General features: G+C 69.5%; 16 protein-coding genes. 12 read left to right on the top strand and 4 right to left on the bottom strand.

The window, feature by feature from the left end; translation table 11 throughout:
* Nucleotides 1-77: 77 nt before the first annotated feature.
* From nirD to ACIBL3_RS26425, 3 genes are read left to right on the top strand one after another with little or no spacing between them, the layout of a single operon-like run.
* Nucleotides 78-407, top strand: coding sequence for a nitrite reductase small subunit NirD (nirD, locus tag ACIBL3_RS26435; protein ID WP_396356255.1), 330 nt, complete (start codon nucleotides 78-80; stop codon nucleotides 405-407).
* On the top strand, nucleotides 397-1,524 hold the full coding sequence (locus ACIBL3_RS26430) for a uroporphyrinogen-III synthase (protein WP_396356254.1): 1,128 nt from the start codon (nucleotides 397-399) through the stop codon (nucleotides 1,522-1,524). The genes nirD and ACIBL3_RS26430 overlap by 11 nt, the downstream gene beginning before the upstream one ends.
* Complete coding sequence (locus tag ACIBL3_RS26425) at nucleotides 1,521-2,207, top strand: sirohydrochlorin chelatase (RefSeq protein ID WP_396356252.1); 687 nt, start codon at nucleotides 1,521-1,523, stop codon at nucleotides 2,205-2,207. Before ACIBL3_RS26430 ends, ACIBL3_RS26425 begins: the two co-directional genes overlap by 4 nt.
* Here ACIBL3_RS26425 and ACIBL3_RS26420 read toward each other — a convergent pair.
* A complete protein-coding gene (locus ACIBL3_RS26420; RefSeq protein WP_396356251.1) occupies nucleotides 2,204-3,043 on the bottom strand; it encodes a nitroreductase/quinone reductase family protein in 840 nt (279 codons plus the stop codon). The two genes, ACIBL3_RS26425 and ACIBL3_RS26420, sit on opposite strands and share 4 nt — an antisense overlap.
* A 67-nt stretch (nucleotides 3,044-3,110) precedes the next feature.
* Between ACIBL3_RS26420 and ACIBL3_RS26415 the strand changes: the two genes are divergently transcribed.
* Nucleotides 3,111-3,542, top strand: a complete 432-nt coding sequence (locus ACIBL3_RS26415; protein WP_396356250.1) for a MarR family winged helix-turn-helix transcriptional regulator — start codon at nucleotides 3,111-3,113, stop codon at nucleotides 3,540-3,542.
* Nucleotides 3,542-4,834: a hypothetical protein gene (locus tag ACIBL3_RS26410; protein WP_396356249.1), complete on the top strand. Its 1,293-nt coding sequence runs from the start codon at nucleotides 3,542-3,544 to the stop codon at nucleotides 4,832-4,834. The genes ACIBL3_RS26415 and ACIBL3_RS26410 overlap by 1 nt, the downstream gene beginning before the upstream one ends.
* Here ACIBL3_RS26410 and ACIBL3_RS26405 read toward each other — a convergent pair.
* Nucleotides 4,812-5,198: a MerR family DNA-binding transcriptional regulator gene (locus ACIBL3_RS26405; protein ID WP_396356248.1), complete on the bottom strand. Its 387-nt coding sequence runs from the start codon at nucleotides 5,196-5,198 to the stop codon at nucleotides 4,812-4,814. The genes ACIBL3_RS26410 and ACIBL3_RS26405 overlap by 23 nt on opposite strands.
* Before the next feature lie 151 nt (nucleotides 5,199-5,349).
* Between ACIBL3_RS26405 and ACIBL3_RS26400 the strand changes: the two genes are divergently transcribed.
* On the top strand, nucleotides 5,350-6,513 hold the full coding sequence (locus tag ACIBL3_RS26400; RefSeq protein ID WP_396356247.1) for an acyl-CoA dehydrogenase family protein: 1,164 nt from the start codon (nucleotides 5,350-5,352) through the stop codon (nucleotides 6,511-6,513).
* 7 nt (nucleotides 6,514-6,520) lie between these two features.
* Nucleotides 6,521-8,050 carry an acyl-CoA carboxylase subunit beta gene (locus ACIBL3_RS26395; RefSeq protein ID WP_396356246.1) on the top strand — a complete coding sequence of 510 codons (1,530 nt, stop codon included), beginning with the start codon at nucleotides 6,521-6,523 and terminating at the stop codon, nucleotides 8,048-8,050.
* A 1-nt stretch (nucleotide 8,051) separates the two neighbouring features.
* Here ACIBL3_RS26395 and ACIBL3_RS26390 read toward each other — a convergent pair whose 3' ends face one another.
* Nucleotides 8,052-9,209, bottom strand: a complete 1,158-nt coding sequence (locus ACIBL3_RS26390; protein WP_396356245.1) for an SMI1/KNR4 family protein — start codon at nucleotides 9,207-9,209, stop codon at nucleotides 8,052-8,054.
* A gap of 69 nt (nucleotides 9,210-9,278) precedes the next feature.
* On the opposite strand from ACIBL3_RS26390, the gene ACIBL3_RS26385 reads away from it, so the two are divergent.
* Nucleotides 9,279-10,052 carry an HpcH/HpaI aldolase/citrate lyase family protein gene (locus ACIBL3_RS26385; RefSeq protein WP_396356244.1) on the top strand — a complete coding sequence of 258 codons (774 nt, stop codon included), beginning with the start codon at nucleotides 9,279-9,281 and terminating at the stop codon, nucleotides 10,050-10,052.
* A gap of 61 nt (nucleotides 10,053-10,113) precedes the next feature.
* Nucleotides 10,114-10,809, top strand: coding sequence for a maleylpyruvate isomerase N-terminal domain-containing protein (locus ACIBL3_RS26380; protein WP_396356243.1), 696 nt, complete (start codon nucleotides 10,114-10,116; stop codon nucleotides 10,807-10,809).
* Here ACIBL3_RS26380 and ACIBL3_RS26375 read toward each other — a convergent pair.
* Entirely contained in the window at nucleotides 10,806-11,879 is a 1,074-nt protein-coding gene (locus ACIBL3_RS26375; protein WP_396356242.1) for a CobW family GTP-binding protein, read from the bottom strand. The two genes, ACIBL3_RS26380 and ACIBL3_RS26375, sit on opposite strands and share 4 nt — an antisense overlap.
* 95 nt (nucleotides 11,880-11,974) lie before the next feature.
* Here ACIBL3_RS26375 and ACIBL3_RS26370 point away from each other — a divergent pair, with 95 nt between their 5' ends.
* From ACIBL3_RS26370 to ACIBL3_RS26360, 3 genes are read left to right on the top strand one after another with little or no spacing between them, the layout of a single operon-like run.
* The gene (locus tag ACIBL3_RS26370) at nucleotides 11,975-13,183 is read left to right on the top strand and encodes a GNAT family N-acetyltransferase (protein ID WP_396356241.1); all 1,209 of its coding nucleotides are present in this window, start codon (nucleotides 11,975-11,977) and stop codon (nucleotides 13,181-13,183) included.
* Nucleotides 13,184-13,200: 17 nt separating this feature from the next.
* Nucleotides 13,201-13,917 carry a DUF4129 domain-containing protein gene (locus ACIBL3_RS26365; protein WP_396356240.1) on the top strand — a complete coding sequence of 239 codons (717 nt, stop codon included), beginning with the start codon at nucleotides 13,201-13,203 and terminating at the stop codon, nucleotides 13,915-13,917.
* Complete coding sequence (locus ACIBL3_RS26360) at nucleotides 13,914-14,507, top strand: hypothetical protein (protein ID WP_396356239.1); 594 nt, start codon at nucleotides 13,914-13,916, stop codon at nucleotides 14,505-14,507. The genes ACIBL3_RS26365 and ACIBL3_RS26360 overlap by 4 nt, the downstream gene beginning before the upstream one ends.
* Nucleotides 14,508-14,513 lie beyond the last annotated feature (6 nt).

The following is a 14,513-nucleotide window of genomic DNA, read 5'->3' as shown; positions in this document are numbered from 1 at the left end:
TTCACAATCAAGCACAGCGTGCCTGGTGCCTCAGCCGCGCCCGGAGCGAAGCGAGGACGCGGATGAGTGTGACTGCCATGAGTCAGACGGTCGTCTGCCAGTACGACGTGTTGCTGCCGGAGCGTGGGGTCGCTGCCTTGGTCGGTGGTGTGCAGATCGCGTTGTTCCGGACGCACGACGGCTCGGTATTTGCCCTCGGCAACCAGGACCCGTTCAGCGGGGCGAACGTGATGTCCCGCGGCATCGTCGGCAACCGGGGCGACGCGCAGACGGTGGCGTCGCCGATGTTCAAGCAGGTCTTCGATCTCCGGACCGGCGTCTGCCTGGACGACCCCACGGTGTCGCTGCCGGTGTACCCGGTGGAGATCGTCGATGGCCAGGTTTTGGTGACTATCGGTGAACAGTAAGCCGGGGCCGCTGAGCGGCTGCACGATCGCGATCACCGCGCATCGTCGCGCGGAGGACCTGATCGCCTCGTTCGAGCGCCGCGGCGCGAAGGTGCTGCACGCGCCGACCCTGCAGATCGTGCCGGTCGCCGACGACCACACGCTGATCGAGGCGACCCGGCGGGTGATCGCGAACCCGCCGGACGACGTCGTCGTCACCACTGCGGTTGGATTCCGCGGCTGGATCGAGGCGGCTGACACCGCCGGGCTGGCCGCGGATCTGCTCGGCACGCTGGAGCAGTCGCGCATCCTCGCCCGCGGCCCGAAGGCTCGGGGCGCGATCCGGGCCGCCGGGCTGGTCGAGCACTGGTCGGCCCGGTCGGAGACGACTGCCGAGGTGGTGGAGTGGCTGCGCGACCAAGGCGTTGATGGGCGGAAGATCGTCGTACAACTGCATGGACTGTCGGACCCCGGTCTGCAGGACTCGCTGCGGGGAGCTGGGGCGTCCGTACGCGGGCTCGAGGTGTACCGCTGGGGTCCGGCACCGGACGCGGCGGTCGTCGAGCGGATGATCGGCCAGCTCTGCTCGGGCGCCGTGGACGCTGTGGTCCACACGTCGGCGCCCGGTGCGCAGGCGATGCTCGACGCAGCGGCGCTGTCCGGGCAGTACGACGCTCTACTCACGTCACTGCGGACGGGACGCGTACTCAACGCCTGCGTGGGTCCGGTCACGGCGACACCCTTTGCGACGTTGGGGATGGAGCCGCTGGTGCCGGACCGCTTCCGGCTCGGCGCGTTGATCCGGATCGTCACCGATCGGCTCACCGAGGACCACGCGCGGTCGATCGAGACGGAGTTCGGGCAACTGGTGATTCGTGGTGGCGCCGCGGTCCTGGACGGAGTGGTGCTGCCACTCGGTCCGGGGCCGCGCGCCGTGCTGGCCGCTCTCGTCGCGGCCGGTGGTGATGTGGTGTCGCGACCGGAGCTGCTCGCGGTACTTCCTGGTGCAGAGGACGTACACGCGGTGGAGGTCACGGTGAACAGACTGCGTACGGCGGTCGGTAGGCCGGAGCTGGTGCGGACAGTGGTACGACGCGGCTACCGCCTGGCCGTGGAACCTGCCGGAGTGGCGTCATGACGATCGACCTGATCGCGGCAGCCCACGGTACGGCGGACCCGCGAGGCATCGCGACCGTGCACGAGCTCGTCCGGGAGATGGGCCGTCAACGCCCGGACATCCCGATCTCGCTGGGTTTCGTTGACGTCGACGTACCAGCTCTGCCCGGTCTGGTCAGCCGTGTCATGGCCGACGCCGGTGAAGCCGTCGTCGTACCGCTCCTGCTGTCGAGCGGCTATCACGTCCACGTCGACATCGCCGCCGAGGCTGCCCGCTACCCCGGTCGCGTCGACACGGTCGCGGCGCTCGGGCCCGACCCCGTCCTGGCCGACGTGATGGCCGATCACCTGGGCGACCTCCGCCGCATCGACCGCGTGGTGCTCGCCGCCGCCGGGTCCTCCGATCGCCGCGCGCTGGCCGATTGCACCGAGACGGCCCGTTTGCTGTCGCGCCGCGTCAACCGCCCGGTCGAGGTCGGCTACATCTCCGGCGCCGGCGAACATCTCACGTCCGTCTTGGCGCGAACCCCGGGCCGAGTAGCTGTGGCGACGTACCTCCTGGCCCCCGGCTTCTTCGCCGACAAAGTCCACCGCCTGGCCGCCCACCGCCCCGTCACGCCGCCCTTGGGCGCCGACCCCCGAATCGCCACCCTCTCCCTGACCCGCTACCAAGCAGCCCTCCGGCAGACCGCTCTGGCCGTCTAGGCCGCATCGAGGGCTGGGCCGAGGTGGGCTTCCTCGTAGGTGTAGTGGGTTTCGAGGGCTTCGGCGATGCGGGTGAGGTCGGCTCGGAGGGTTTCGACGTCTCCTCGGGTGGTCAGTCGCTCGACGGTGGCGATGAGTTGTTCGTTGAGCGAGGCAACGGTTTTGTGTTCGCGGGTCAGGCGGTCGAGGGCGGGCTTCAGCTCGGGGAAGTCGGCGGCGAGCCGGGGGAACACTCCGTCTTCGCGGGTGTGGTGTGCGTGCAGCGAGTTGCAGAAGGAGAGGCAGTGTTGCTGGAGCTCCTTGGGTGACTCGGGGAGTGGGCCGTCGCCGGCCAGGTAGGCGTCGACTGCAGTGAGCGTGTCGGCGAGTTGTTGGCGGAGACCGGCGTGGATCTCGCGGAGTTGGGCGGTGGCGGCGCCGACGCGGGCCGGCGTCAGGGCGACCACCTGGATGACGCGCGAGGTGTTCTGCTGGTAGACGCCGAAGGCAGGATCACGGGCGACCTGATCGGCGAACAGACGGTCCCGCTCGGACCCCGTGATCTCGGTGGCGATGGCGTCGTACGTCGTCTCGCCGACCTCGACGACCACGGTCGGGTTGGCGCGCAGGTTGTGCAGCCAGGCCGGCGCCTTGGGTCGAGCGGCGTTCGTGGCGAAGACGATCAGGCGGCCGGCGTCCTCGGCATACGCGGTGGGGGTGGTGCTTCGACGGCCGGAGCGGGCTCCGGTGGTGGTGAGCAGCAGCAGTTTCGCCTCCTTGAACATGCCGCCGAGTGCCGCCGGGACGCGGCCGGAGTTGGCCCGGAACTCGTCGATGACCTCGCGGTTGGGGTCCACGCGGATAACCTCACTCTTGGACGAAGTAATTTAGCTTTGCAAGCAAAGTAGTTTTGAGGACAAAGGTATGTCAAGCGTCGAGGAGAGCATTCGCACGCTGCTGCTGCTGATGCCGCGGATGGTCGGGCGGACGAAGCGGATGCAGGTGCCGGAGGAACTGGCCGGCCTGAATCTGGCTCCGCGGCACCTGAGCCTGTTCGCCTACCTGCTGTTCGACGGTCCGCTCGGCGTCAACGACCTGGCCGAACGCCTCGAGGTCACCCCCGCCACCGTCAGCCTGATGGTCGGTGAACTCTCCCGCAAAGGCATCCTCGACCGCCGCGAGGACCCCACCGACCGCCGCCGTGCCATCGTCACCCTCTCCGAGACCCACCGCCAGTCCATCGACACCTGGCTGGCCCGCAGCGCCCACGCCTGGCGCCAAGCCCTGGAACCCCTCACCGACAAGGAACGAGCCCTCTTCATCAACACTCTCAAGGCCTACGAGGACGCCCTGTGATGCTGGCGGCCTGGGCTGCGGTGCTCGACCGCTCCATCGAGCAGATCGCGGCCGCGTCGGCGGATGCCCGGACGTTCGACCGGCAGCTCATCATCAGCGTCTCCGATGTCTGGGACAACAACACCCATGGCTTCTTCGCCGCGGCGGTCACCCGCGGGGCGCGTCGCGAGCGGTTGGCTGCCGACGGCTTCCGGTGGATGGCGGAGTTCGGCGCGGACCGCCACGAGTGGGTGCGCGAGCAGGTCGCGGCCGCGGGTCATCCGGTGCAGGTGCCGCCGTCGTTGTGGCCCGATGGCGTCCACTATCGGGACTATCGCGGGCTGGTGTTCCCGACCCAACTGCCGCTCACCGCGGAGGTGGCGCGCGAGCTCGAGGCCGACTATGACCTGTCGACAGCGAGGGTCCGGAAGCTACTCGTCGAGCGTGCGGGCCTGCGTGGCCAACTGTCGCTCGCAGTGGACCGTCGGTTCGACCCCGACTGGGAGGATGCCCCTCCGGCGGAGCTGGACCTGAGGTTCAAGGGTGTTGACGACCTGCGATTCGACCTGGACGACTCCGGTGGGCTGGTGATCAACGAAGACCTCTCGCTGACAATCGGCCGGGGTGGCGTACTGCGCGCGTCCAGTGGTACGGCGTGGATCCACGACTCGAGCTGGCACCTGTCGGCTGCCGGCCAGGCCGCGGATCGCAGAAATCCGCCCGCGGTGCCCAGGTCGGAGCCGCCCGAGGTGCGCCGCATCCGTGAAACGGCAGCAGTTCTCGCGATGTCGCTGGTGAAAGCTGCGATGCTGGAGATCCGGATGGTTCGCTATGCCCACCTGGCTGACGCGATGCCCGTACGCCGGCTTGCCCAGGCCTTCTCCGGGGCGGGTGCCGCGGTCGTCGCCGCGGGGGCGCATCGCTGGAGACGAAACGCGGCGTTTCGCCGACTGATCGAGCAGTGGATCGCCGCCGGTGGCAATGAACTGGCGCCCTGGTTCGACGAGACGCTGCGATCGATCGCCGACGACGAGTGGCCGTCGCCGTCAGTACGGCGCTTGGCTCGCGACCTCCGCCCGCGTTCGGCCGCCACCGGACCTGACGAGGTACATCGCGCAGTGGTCGACTCTGAGGTCGTGTTGGTCGCGTACGCCGCGGAGAGCCCGCCACACCCCATTTCCGTCGTTGTTCAGCGCGCTGTACTCCAAGGAGCCGACTGGGTGCTGATGGGGTCGGAGGTCGAGTGGCCTGAGCAGTTCGGTGTCGTCGTGCGTGGCGGCGGGCTGACGGTCAGCGGGCTCGTAGAGCCTTGAGGTCGGCCTCGCAGCGGCGTTCTACTTCGGAGAGTTCTCGGAGGGTTTCCTCGATGTCGTGGCGGCGTTGTTCGAGGTCGGCGCGGCGGGTGGTGATCTGGTCGAGGAGGTAGACGAGCTGGCCTTCCTCGCCGGGTTCGGCGTCGTACATGTCGACGATGGTGGCGATCTCGTCGAGGGAGAAGCCCAGGCGCTTGCCGCGCAGGATCAGGCCGAGGCGGACCCGGTCGCGCGGGTGGTAGACGCGCATCGTGCCGCGGCGCTCCGGGGTGAGCAAGCCGCGGTCCTCGTAGAACCGGATCGTACGCAGGGTGACGTCGTACTCGGCGGCCAGTTCGGCGATCGACCAGGTCTGTGCGGGCACCCGGATATTGTGCACACACCCCAGGTTGCTTTACGTTTACGTAAGCGTCAAGCACACATCTTCTCTTCCCTCCCGTGATCACACCAGCCGGTGTGATCACGGGAGGAGCGAAGGGGAGGCGTAAGCGTCGAAGTTCGAGGGAGTCCCTGTCATGTTCGAACTGTCTGAGGAGCACCGCGAGTTCCGGCACAGCGTCCGCGACTTCGCCGAGGCGGAGATCGCCCCGCATGCCGCGGAGTGGGACCGCAAGCACTACTTCCCGGTGGAGGTCGTGCAGAAGATGGGCCGGCTGGGGCTGTTCGGGCTGACCGCTCCGGAGGAGTACGGCGGTTCCGGCGGCGACTTCACCAGCCTGTGCGTGGCGATCGAGGAGATCTCCCGGGTCGACCAGTCGATGGGGATCACGCTGGAGGCGGCGGTCGGGCTCGGCATCAACCCGATCCTCACCTTCGGCACCGAGGAGCAGAAGGCGACCTGGCTGCCCGACCTGGTGGCGGGCCAGAAGCTGGCCGGGTTCGGCCTGACCGAGCCGGAGTCCGGGTCCGACGCGGGCGCGACCAAGACCCGCGCGGTGCTGGACGGCGGCGAGTGGGTGATCGACGGCTCGAAGCAGTTCATCACGAACTCCGGCTCGACGATCACGTCCTGCGTGACGGTGACCGCGCGGACCGGCGAGAAGCCGGACGGGAAGGCGGAGATCTCCACGATCATCGTCCCGACCGGCACACCGGGATTTACGGCGGAAGCGTCGTACGACAAGCTCGGCTGGCACGCATCGGACACGCACCCGCTCTCGTTCGCCGGCTGCCGGGTGCCGGAGGGCAACCTGCTCGGCGAGCGCGGCAAGGGGTTCGCGCAGTTCCTCGCCACCCTGGACGACGGGCGGGTCGCGATCGCGGCGGTCGCCCTCGGCTGCATCCGGGCCTGTCTGGAGATGTCGGTCCAGTACGCCGGTGAGCGCAAGACGTTCGGAGTCCCGATCGGCCGCAAGCAGGGCGTCGCGTTCCAGATCGCCGACCTGAAGGTGATGGCGGACGCTGCTGAGATGCTGGTCTACCGCGCCGCCGCGCTGAAGGACTCCGGGGCGTCAATGGCCGACTTCAAGCAGGCGGCGTCGGTGGCGAAGCTGTACGCGACCGAGTCCGCGGTGACGGCGACCCGGATCGCGACCCAGGTGTTCGGCGGCTACGGCTTCATGGAGGAGTACCCGGTCACCCGGTTCTACCGGGACGCCAAGATCCTCGAGATCGGCGAAGGTACGTCGGAAGTGCAGCGGATGCTGATCGCCCGAAGCCTCGGGCTTCCGGTGGAATGATGGCGGCATGACCCACGATCACTGGACCGAGGTCAAGGTCGCTCGCGAGGCGACGCTGGGGCCGCCGGAGAAGGCAGCGGCCAAGCTCGCCTCCCAGAACAAGCTCTACGTCCGCGACCGGATCGCCCTGCTCGTCGACGAGGGCAGCTTCGTCGAGGACGCGCAGCTGGCGAACGCGCTGAACGCGGGCCTGCCCGCCGACGGCGTGGTCACCGGCCGCGGGCTGGTCGACGGCCGGCCCGCGCTGGTCGTCGCGAACGACCCGACCGTGAAGGCGGGCTCGTGGGGCGCCCGGACGGTGGAGAAGATCGTCCGGATCACCGAGGTGGCGATCCGTGACGAGCTGCCGGTGTTCTGGCTGATCGACTCCGCCGGCGCCCGGATCACCGACCAGGTGGAGCTGTTCCCCGGCCGGCGCGGCGCCGGGCGGATCTTCCACAACCAGGTCGCGCTGTCCGGCAAGGTGCCGCAGATCTGCTGCCTGTTCGGCCCGTCGGCGGCCGGCGGCGCGTACATCCCGGCGTTCTGCGACCTGGTGATCATGGTCGACGGCAACGCCTCGATGTACCTGGGGTCACCGCGGATGGCCGAGATGGTGGTCGGCGAGAAGGTGACGCTGGAGGAGATGGGCGGCGCCCGGATGCACACCAGCGTGTCCGGCTGCGGTGACCTGCTGGCCGCCGACGACGCCGAGGCGATCGACCTGGCCAAGCAGTACTTCTCCTACCTGCCCGGTTCGTGGCAGTCGCGGCCGCCGTCGTACGACGCCGCGCCGCCGGCCCGCGACTTCACCCGGGACCTGGTGCCGGCCGAGGAGAGTGTCGGTTTCGACATCCACGCCGTGATCGACGCGCTGGTCGACGCGGACACGTTCTTCGAGGTCAAGCCGTCGTACGCGCCGGAGCTCGTCACCGGGTTCGGTCTGCTGGCCGGGCAGGTGGTCGGCATCGTGGCGAACCAGCCGGCCGTGAAGGGCGGCGTGCTGTTCGTCGACTCGGCGGACAAGGCGGCCCGGTTCATCTGGCTGTGCGACGCGTTCAACGTGCCGCTGGTGTACCTGTGCGACGTCCCCGGCTTCATGATCGGCAGCGAGGTGGAGCGCGCCGGGATCATCCGGCACGGCGCGAAGATGATCACCGCGGTCTCGGAGGCAACCGTGCCGACAGTGTCGGTGATCGTCCGCAAGGCGTACGGCGCCGGGCTCTACGCGATGTGTGGACCCGGGTTCTCACCGGACGCGTGTGTCGCGCTACCGACCGCGAAGATCGCGGTGATGGGGCCGGAGGCGGCGATCAACGCCGTGTACTACAACAAGATCCAGGAGATCGCGGACGAGACCGAGCGGGTCGAGTACGTGTCCCGGCTGCGCGAGGAGTACGAGACCGACATCGACATCCTCCGGCTGGCCGCGGACCTGGTCATCGACGCCATCGTCGAGCCGGAGGACCTGCGCACCGATCTGATCGCCAGACTGGCCGCCGCGCAGTCCAAGGACCGGCACTTCAGCACCCGCCGGCACGGCGTCCCGCCGGTCTGAGTCACAGGTACGACTCGTCGTCCCACGGCTGGAAGGTCGCGTATTCGAGCGGATCGTCGGCTTCGTCGAGCCGCTCGAACACGCTCGACACCGGCTGCCCGCGCAGCCACGCCAGCAGGGTGTCGACGAGGCAGTCCGGTAGCGGTGGTCCCTGGTCCTGGTGGCGGGGATAGATGATGACCGGCCACTCGTCGGGCTCGCCGAGCGTCAGCCAGCCGAACACGTCGCCGTCGATCGAGTCGCCGAACGGCAGGAAGCCACCCGGCTCGGGCCACACCGCCAGCGGCTGGAACTCCGGATGCGCGGCGCGCAACTCGCGATAGATGTCGACGGTCTCCGCGACGTAGGCGGCCAGGCCGCGATAGCCCTTCGACTGTGACGTGTCGGGATCGCGGAGTGGCGTGACGAAGTTCAGCCAGGACCGCCAACTGCCCGCTCCGTAGGTCTCCATCAGCGTCACGTACTCCGAAGGCAGCCGCGTGCCCAGCCGCTCGTAGAGCCGTTCCCAACTGTCATCCCCGAGGTACGGCGTCGCCGGTGGCGGCACGAGTTGCCGCAACGCGTCGAGGCCGCTGCCTTCGGTGAGGGCGGCCCGCCGCGAAGGCGCGACCGGTTCGGGCGGAGGCGGTGGCGTCCACGGTCGCGGCTCCGGCAGGAAGGCGGTGCGTCGGGCCGTTGGCGGCAACGACTCCCGGATGGCTGCATCCAGCATCTCCAACAGCGGCATACCGAGGTTCTGCCAGGGGTTGTTCCCCGCGTGGGCGGTGTCCGCGTCGAAGACGACGACCGGCCACTGGTCCGGATGCGACGACGCCGACGTGTCCCAGAACAGGTAGGCCGACCGGCGCGTGTGGCCCCAGGCGAGTAGTCCGCCGGGCTCGGGGTGGAACGGCGGTGGCGTGTACGGCGGTCGCGAGCGAGACCAGCTCCGGCAGAGCCGATGCGTGTCCTTCAGCCAGTCGCCGTAATCGAACCGCCCGTCCTGAACACACGGCACGTGCAGCCAGATGAACTCGCCGATGTCCAGCGGCCCGTACGCATCCGCAAGCGACTTGTAGTCGCGTGGAAGACCGAGCCCGAGCCAGGACTCGACGGCCTCCCAGTCGATCGCGACCGGTTGGTCACCTGGGCCGGACAGGACGGTGAACGGCAGTTCCATGGATGGCGATACTCGCACAGCGCCCGGCGGGGGCGGTTTAGGGTTGGGGAAATCGTTGGAGGAGAACACGTGAGTTCCAAGGACTTTGCTGAGCGGCTTCGGGGTCGGGAGAAGCTGGTCGGGTACTGGGTCGTGCTGGATGCGCCGGTGGCCACCGAGCGGATCGCGCGGGTGGGCTACGACTACGTCGTACTGGACGGGCAGCACGGGCTGATCGGGTACCAGGGCTTGCTGACCGGCTTGCTGGCCGTGGACGCGGGTGCATCGCTCGGGACGGGCTCGGTGGGGCTGGTGCGGGTCGAGGCCAACCACCCGACGCCGATCGGACGTGCTCTGGACGCCGGCGCGGCTGGAGTGATCGTGCCGCTGGTGGACAGCTCCGAGGACGTGACGCGGGCCGTGCAGGCGGCGAAGTACCCGCCGGCCGGTGTGCGCTCGTACGGGCCGATGCGGTCGGCCCTGCGGGTCGGTCCGGTCCCGGCCGACGCCGACGCGGCGACCGTCGTACTGGCGATGATCGAGACGCCGCTCGGGCTGAAGAACGTGGCCGAGATCTGCCAGACGCCTGGGCTGGACGGTGTGTACGTCGGTCCGTCGGACCTCGGGCTGTCCGTCGGGGCGCGGTTCCCGGGTGACCCGGACGTGGCCGAGCCGTTCGAGGAAGCGGTCGCGCTGATCGCGCGGACGGCGCAGGAGGCCGGCGTCGCGGCCGGCATCCACACGCCGGACGGCCAGACCGCGCAGCGGCGGCTGAGCGAGGGCTACACGTTCGCGACCGTCGCGTCCGACCTCACGCACCTGGAGGCCGTGGCAGCCGCGCACCTCGACACTGCCCGTTCGTAGGAACACACCGGCGCCTTCTCGGGTTAGGTTCGGAGAGGACCGCGCACCGAGGAGGCTTGGTATGAGGGCGCCCGACCGAGGAGCACTGCCGCTGCGACTGGCCGCGACGCTGGGCCGGACGTACGGGCGGGTGACCGAGACCGTGCAGGGCCTGAGCGATGCCGACTTCGCCCGCCGGACCCGCTGCGAGGGGATGCCGGTCGGCCCGCTGCTCGTCCACCTCCTGTACGACGCCGAGCGCGCGCTGATGGCGTTCGCCAGCCCGGCGGCCGCCGTACCGGATCGGGACTTCGTGACGTACTGGCTGGACTCCCCGCCAGGGACGGAGGGCGACGATGCCTTCGTCCGCGCGGTGGCGTCGGCGTACCGCAGGCCCGGTCTGCTCGTGCAGCATTGGCGGGAGCTGTCCGAGGCCGCCGTACGCGCGGCCGAGGCCGGACTGGCGGACAAGGGGCGACGGGTCGAGACCCAGGGACACGTGCTGCGAGCGACCGACTTCGTGGCGACGCTGGTGCTGGAGGCAACCGTGCACCACCTCGACCTCATCGTCGATCTGCCCGACGCGCCGGAGCCGGACGCCGAAGGGCTGCAGGTCACCGCGCGGACGCTGGACGGCCTGTTCGGTCCGGACGCGTGGGACGTGATCGGCTGGGACACCACGACGTACGTGCTGAAGGCGACCGGCCGGGAGCCACTCGACGAGGACGACCGCGACATGCTCGGCCCGCATGCCGATCGTCTCCCCTTGCTGGGTTAGAACACCCCGGCGAACGGGTCGTCGAGGTCTTGCCACTTCAGGCTGGCCAGTTCGGACTCGGTCAGCAGGCAGGCGTCCAGGATCGCCTGCAGCCGTGCTGGATCCAGGCCCATCCCGGTCGCGACCACCGTGCACTCGGCCAGGTGCTCGGTCTCCGACCACTCGCCGAGCGTGCCGAGTGAGGCGCTGTAGCCGGCGGACTCCCACCGCACGCGCTGCGTCGGCCGGTTGGCCAGCCACACCACGCCACGACTCCGTACGACGCCGTCCACGATGTCCTCTAGTGCGTCGTTCAGCCGAGCCGGGTGCAGCGGTCGGGTTGACTGCCACAGGACTGTGGTCACACCGTCACCGCTCGGCTGCAGCCTGTCGGAGGATGCGAGCTCGCCGGCCCACGCCTCGGCCGCCGGGAAGTCGAACAGCCCGGTCCGAGCGACCGGACCGGTCGGCACACCGGACGGGTCGGCTGCGACGACCGTCGTACGTGGGTTCAAGTGCGCCAGCAGGTGGTGCAGTCGCTCCGGCGCTGCGCTCCGGTGGCTGTTGGCGAGCACGCACACGTCGGCGTACTCGATCTGCCGCGCGGTCAGCTCAGCCACGTTCCGCCGGTCCGGCAGGCCCAGCGCCAGCCCGCGCTCGTCCAGCAGTTCGTCGCCGGACAACTGCTCGACCAGCAGTACGGCGTCCACCACGCAGGTGACCGTGTCGACCACCATCTCCGGCATCGTCCCCACCAGCGTCGCGACCAGCGGCCGCGCCTCCATTGCCGGGGGAGCGGCCAGTACGACGTGGTCCCAGTGCTGACGCGCGACCAGAGTCTCGAGCAGTGGCAGCAGTGACTCGATCAGCTGGCACGCCCCGCACTCGTCGCCCACAGTGAACTCACCGGAGTCGATCGGACCGGACGTGTCGAGCACCCGCCAGGACAGCACGCCCCGCCCGGGCAGCTCGTCCTGGTCCACCACCACGGCCACCGTGGTGGGGTCCACCATCGCGGCGAGTACAGGTTCGCGAAGCGTTGCCGACAGGCCGACCAACAGGGACAACGAGGTTTTGCCTTGGGCGGTCATGGAGGCAGTATATGAAAACGGTTTTCATCAGTCCAGAGGCCGCGAGGGCCGGAAATCCTGCGCGTTTTGTCCGGATCGTCTGGTAGGTAAGGGGTATGGCGATCGAGATCGAGCGGTTCAAGGGTGACTGGGACGAGCTGATGGAGCTCGTCGACCTGGCGTTCGCCGCGCCGTGGAACGAGGCTCAGATCGAGTCGGAGCGGCGGGTTTGGGAGCCGGAGCGCAGCACTGTCGCGGTCGACGGGGAGCAACTGGTCGGTCATACCGGAGCGTTCTCGTTCCAGATGACAGTGCCGGGTGCGCAGGTCCCGGTGGCCGGCGTGACGCTGGTCGGCGTCCGGCCGACGCACCGGCGGCGTGGTGTGCTGCGCGAGCTGATGCGTGCGCAGCTCACCGAGGTCTATGACGCGGGCAACGAGCCGCTCGCGGCGCTGACGGCCAGTGAGCCGGCCATCTACGGCCGCTTCGGGTACGGGCTGGCCTCCGACCACCAAGAGGTCGTGATCCGGAAGCAGTCCCGCGAGCTCCGGCCGGTGGCCGGCATCGACGACGTACGGATCAGGTACATCGACGCGCGCGAGGCGCTCCGGGTCACGACGGCGCTGCGGAACCGGCTGGTGCCTTTGCAACCGGGGATGTTCGTCCACGACGACCGCTGGCAGGAGTACGCGACCGGGCCGAACGTGACGACCGACCCCGGCGGCTCCAAGCTCAGGTGCGTGCTGGCCGAGCGGGACGGCGACGTGACCGGCTACGCGCACTACCAGACTCGGCGTGAAGAGAAGGGTTTCGTCGACGTGATCCGCGTCCACGCGGCGGATATCGCGTCCCATGCGGCGCTCTGGCGCTACCTGCTGGAGCCGGACCTGCTGAGCGAGACACGCTGCGGGAAGCTGCCGTCCGACGATCCGCTGCTGGACTTGCTCCTCGACCAGCGGGCCCCGTCGCCGATCACTCGGGACGGGCTGTGGGTCCGGCCGGTCGACGTACGTCGGGCGCTCACCGCGCGGACGTATGCCCGCGACCTCGACGTCGTCCTCGCCGTGACCGATGGCTTCCTGCCCTGGAACGCGGGCCGATGGCACCTCGCCGGCGGTCCCGATGGAGCGACGTGCGAGCCGACGACCCGTCCGGCTGACCTGACCATCGACGTACGGGAGTTGGGCGCGGTGTACCTCGGCCGACCGTCGCTGGCGCGGCTCGGCGCGGCCGGGCTGGTTCAGGAACACACCTCCGGAGCGCTCCTGATCACTTCGGAAGCGTTTTCCGCCAGTCGGCTTCCGTGGCTCGACACCGGCTTCTGATCGGTTAGCCTTCCGTGGTGCAGCCGAGGCGGCGGGGAGCGCTGGTGCTGGTTGTCGTGCTGATGCTCGGCATCGCGGCGGCCGGCTTCGTGGTGCTCGCGTCGTCCGGCGGACCGGTGCGGCCGGTCAGCGAGAGCACGCGGACCTCGAGCCCACGGCCCGTGACTCCGGAACCGGCTGACGAGACCGCGCAGACTCCGAGGCCTGGCCCGCCGTCGGCCCTGAAGGATGTGGAGCCGAAGCCGCTGCCGGCCTGGGTGGAAGCACTCTGGCAAGCGATTGTGTGGCTGGCGATCACGGCCATCGTGGCGCTCATCGGACTGCTGATCTACCGGGTCGTGCGCCAGGTCCAGATGCCTGAGGTGGAGGACGAGGACACCGACTGGGAGCGGATCAAGGCCGACCGGCTCGCCGGGGCGGTCGACAGTGGACTCTCCAGGATCGACACCGGCTCGGCGACAGATGCGGTGATCGCGTGCTGGGTCGCGCTGGAGAACGCGGCTGCGTCGGCGGGAGTGCCACGGGAGCAGTCCGAGACGCCGGCGGAGTTCACGGTTCGCGTCTTGGGTGTGGGTGGGATCTCCGAGCCCGAGCTCGTTCGGCTCGGTGAGCTGTACCGCGAGGCCCGATACTCCACGCACGGCTCGACCGAGGAGGCTCGTGCCGAGGCCAGAGCAGCGCTGCTCCGCCTGCGTGACGAGTTGTCGGCCGTGAACACCGAGGTGGGCGGATGACGTCGTACAAGTGGACGCCGTTGGAGGAGACGGAGCGACGAGCTCCGGCCGCGCAGCCGCCGGTCCGGTCGATGCGGCTGAACAAGATGTTCGTGAAGCACGTCGGGATCACCGTGCTGGTGAGTCTGTTGCTGGTGGCCGCGTTCGGTGCGCTCGGGATGGCGCCGCGGCCGCTGTGGTTCGTTGCGACCGCGCTCGCGATCGGGTTGGGTTCGCTGGCGATCCGGCTGATCGTGCCGGAGGTGCTGGAGACCAGTTGGCCGGCCCGGCACGACGAGAGGCTGTCGGCGCTGCGGACCCGGAGCAACGACAACCGCACGCAGTTCATCGCCACCTGGCTGCAGGAGTCGAGCCGGGAGCGCCGGGCAGGCGAGGGTTCGCAGACGTTTGCGCGCCGGATCCAGCCGCTCCTGCTCGAGGTGACCACCGACCGGCTGCTGCACCGCCACGGCGTCGACCCGCAGCGCGACCCCGCCCGGGCGCGCGAGCTCACCGGCGACCGGCTGTGGGACCTGATCACCCGGGACGACAAGCTCACGGCCTCCCTCGACGAGATCGAGTACGCCGTCCAGACCATCGAGAACCTGTGAGGAACC

This window comes from Kribbella sp. NPDC050124, from assembly GCF_044460355.1.
Lineage (GTDB): Bacteria > Actinomycetota > Actinomycetes > Propionibacteriales > Kribbellaceae > Kribbella.
This window is presented reverse-complemented; position numbering and strand designations above follow the sequence as displayed.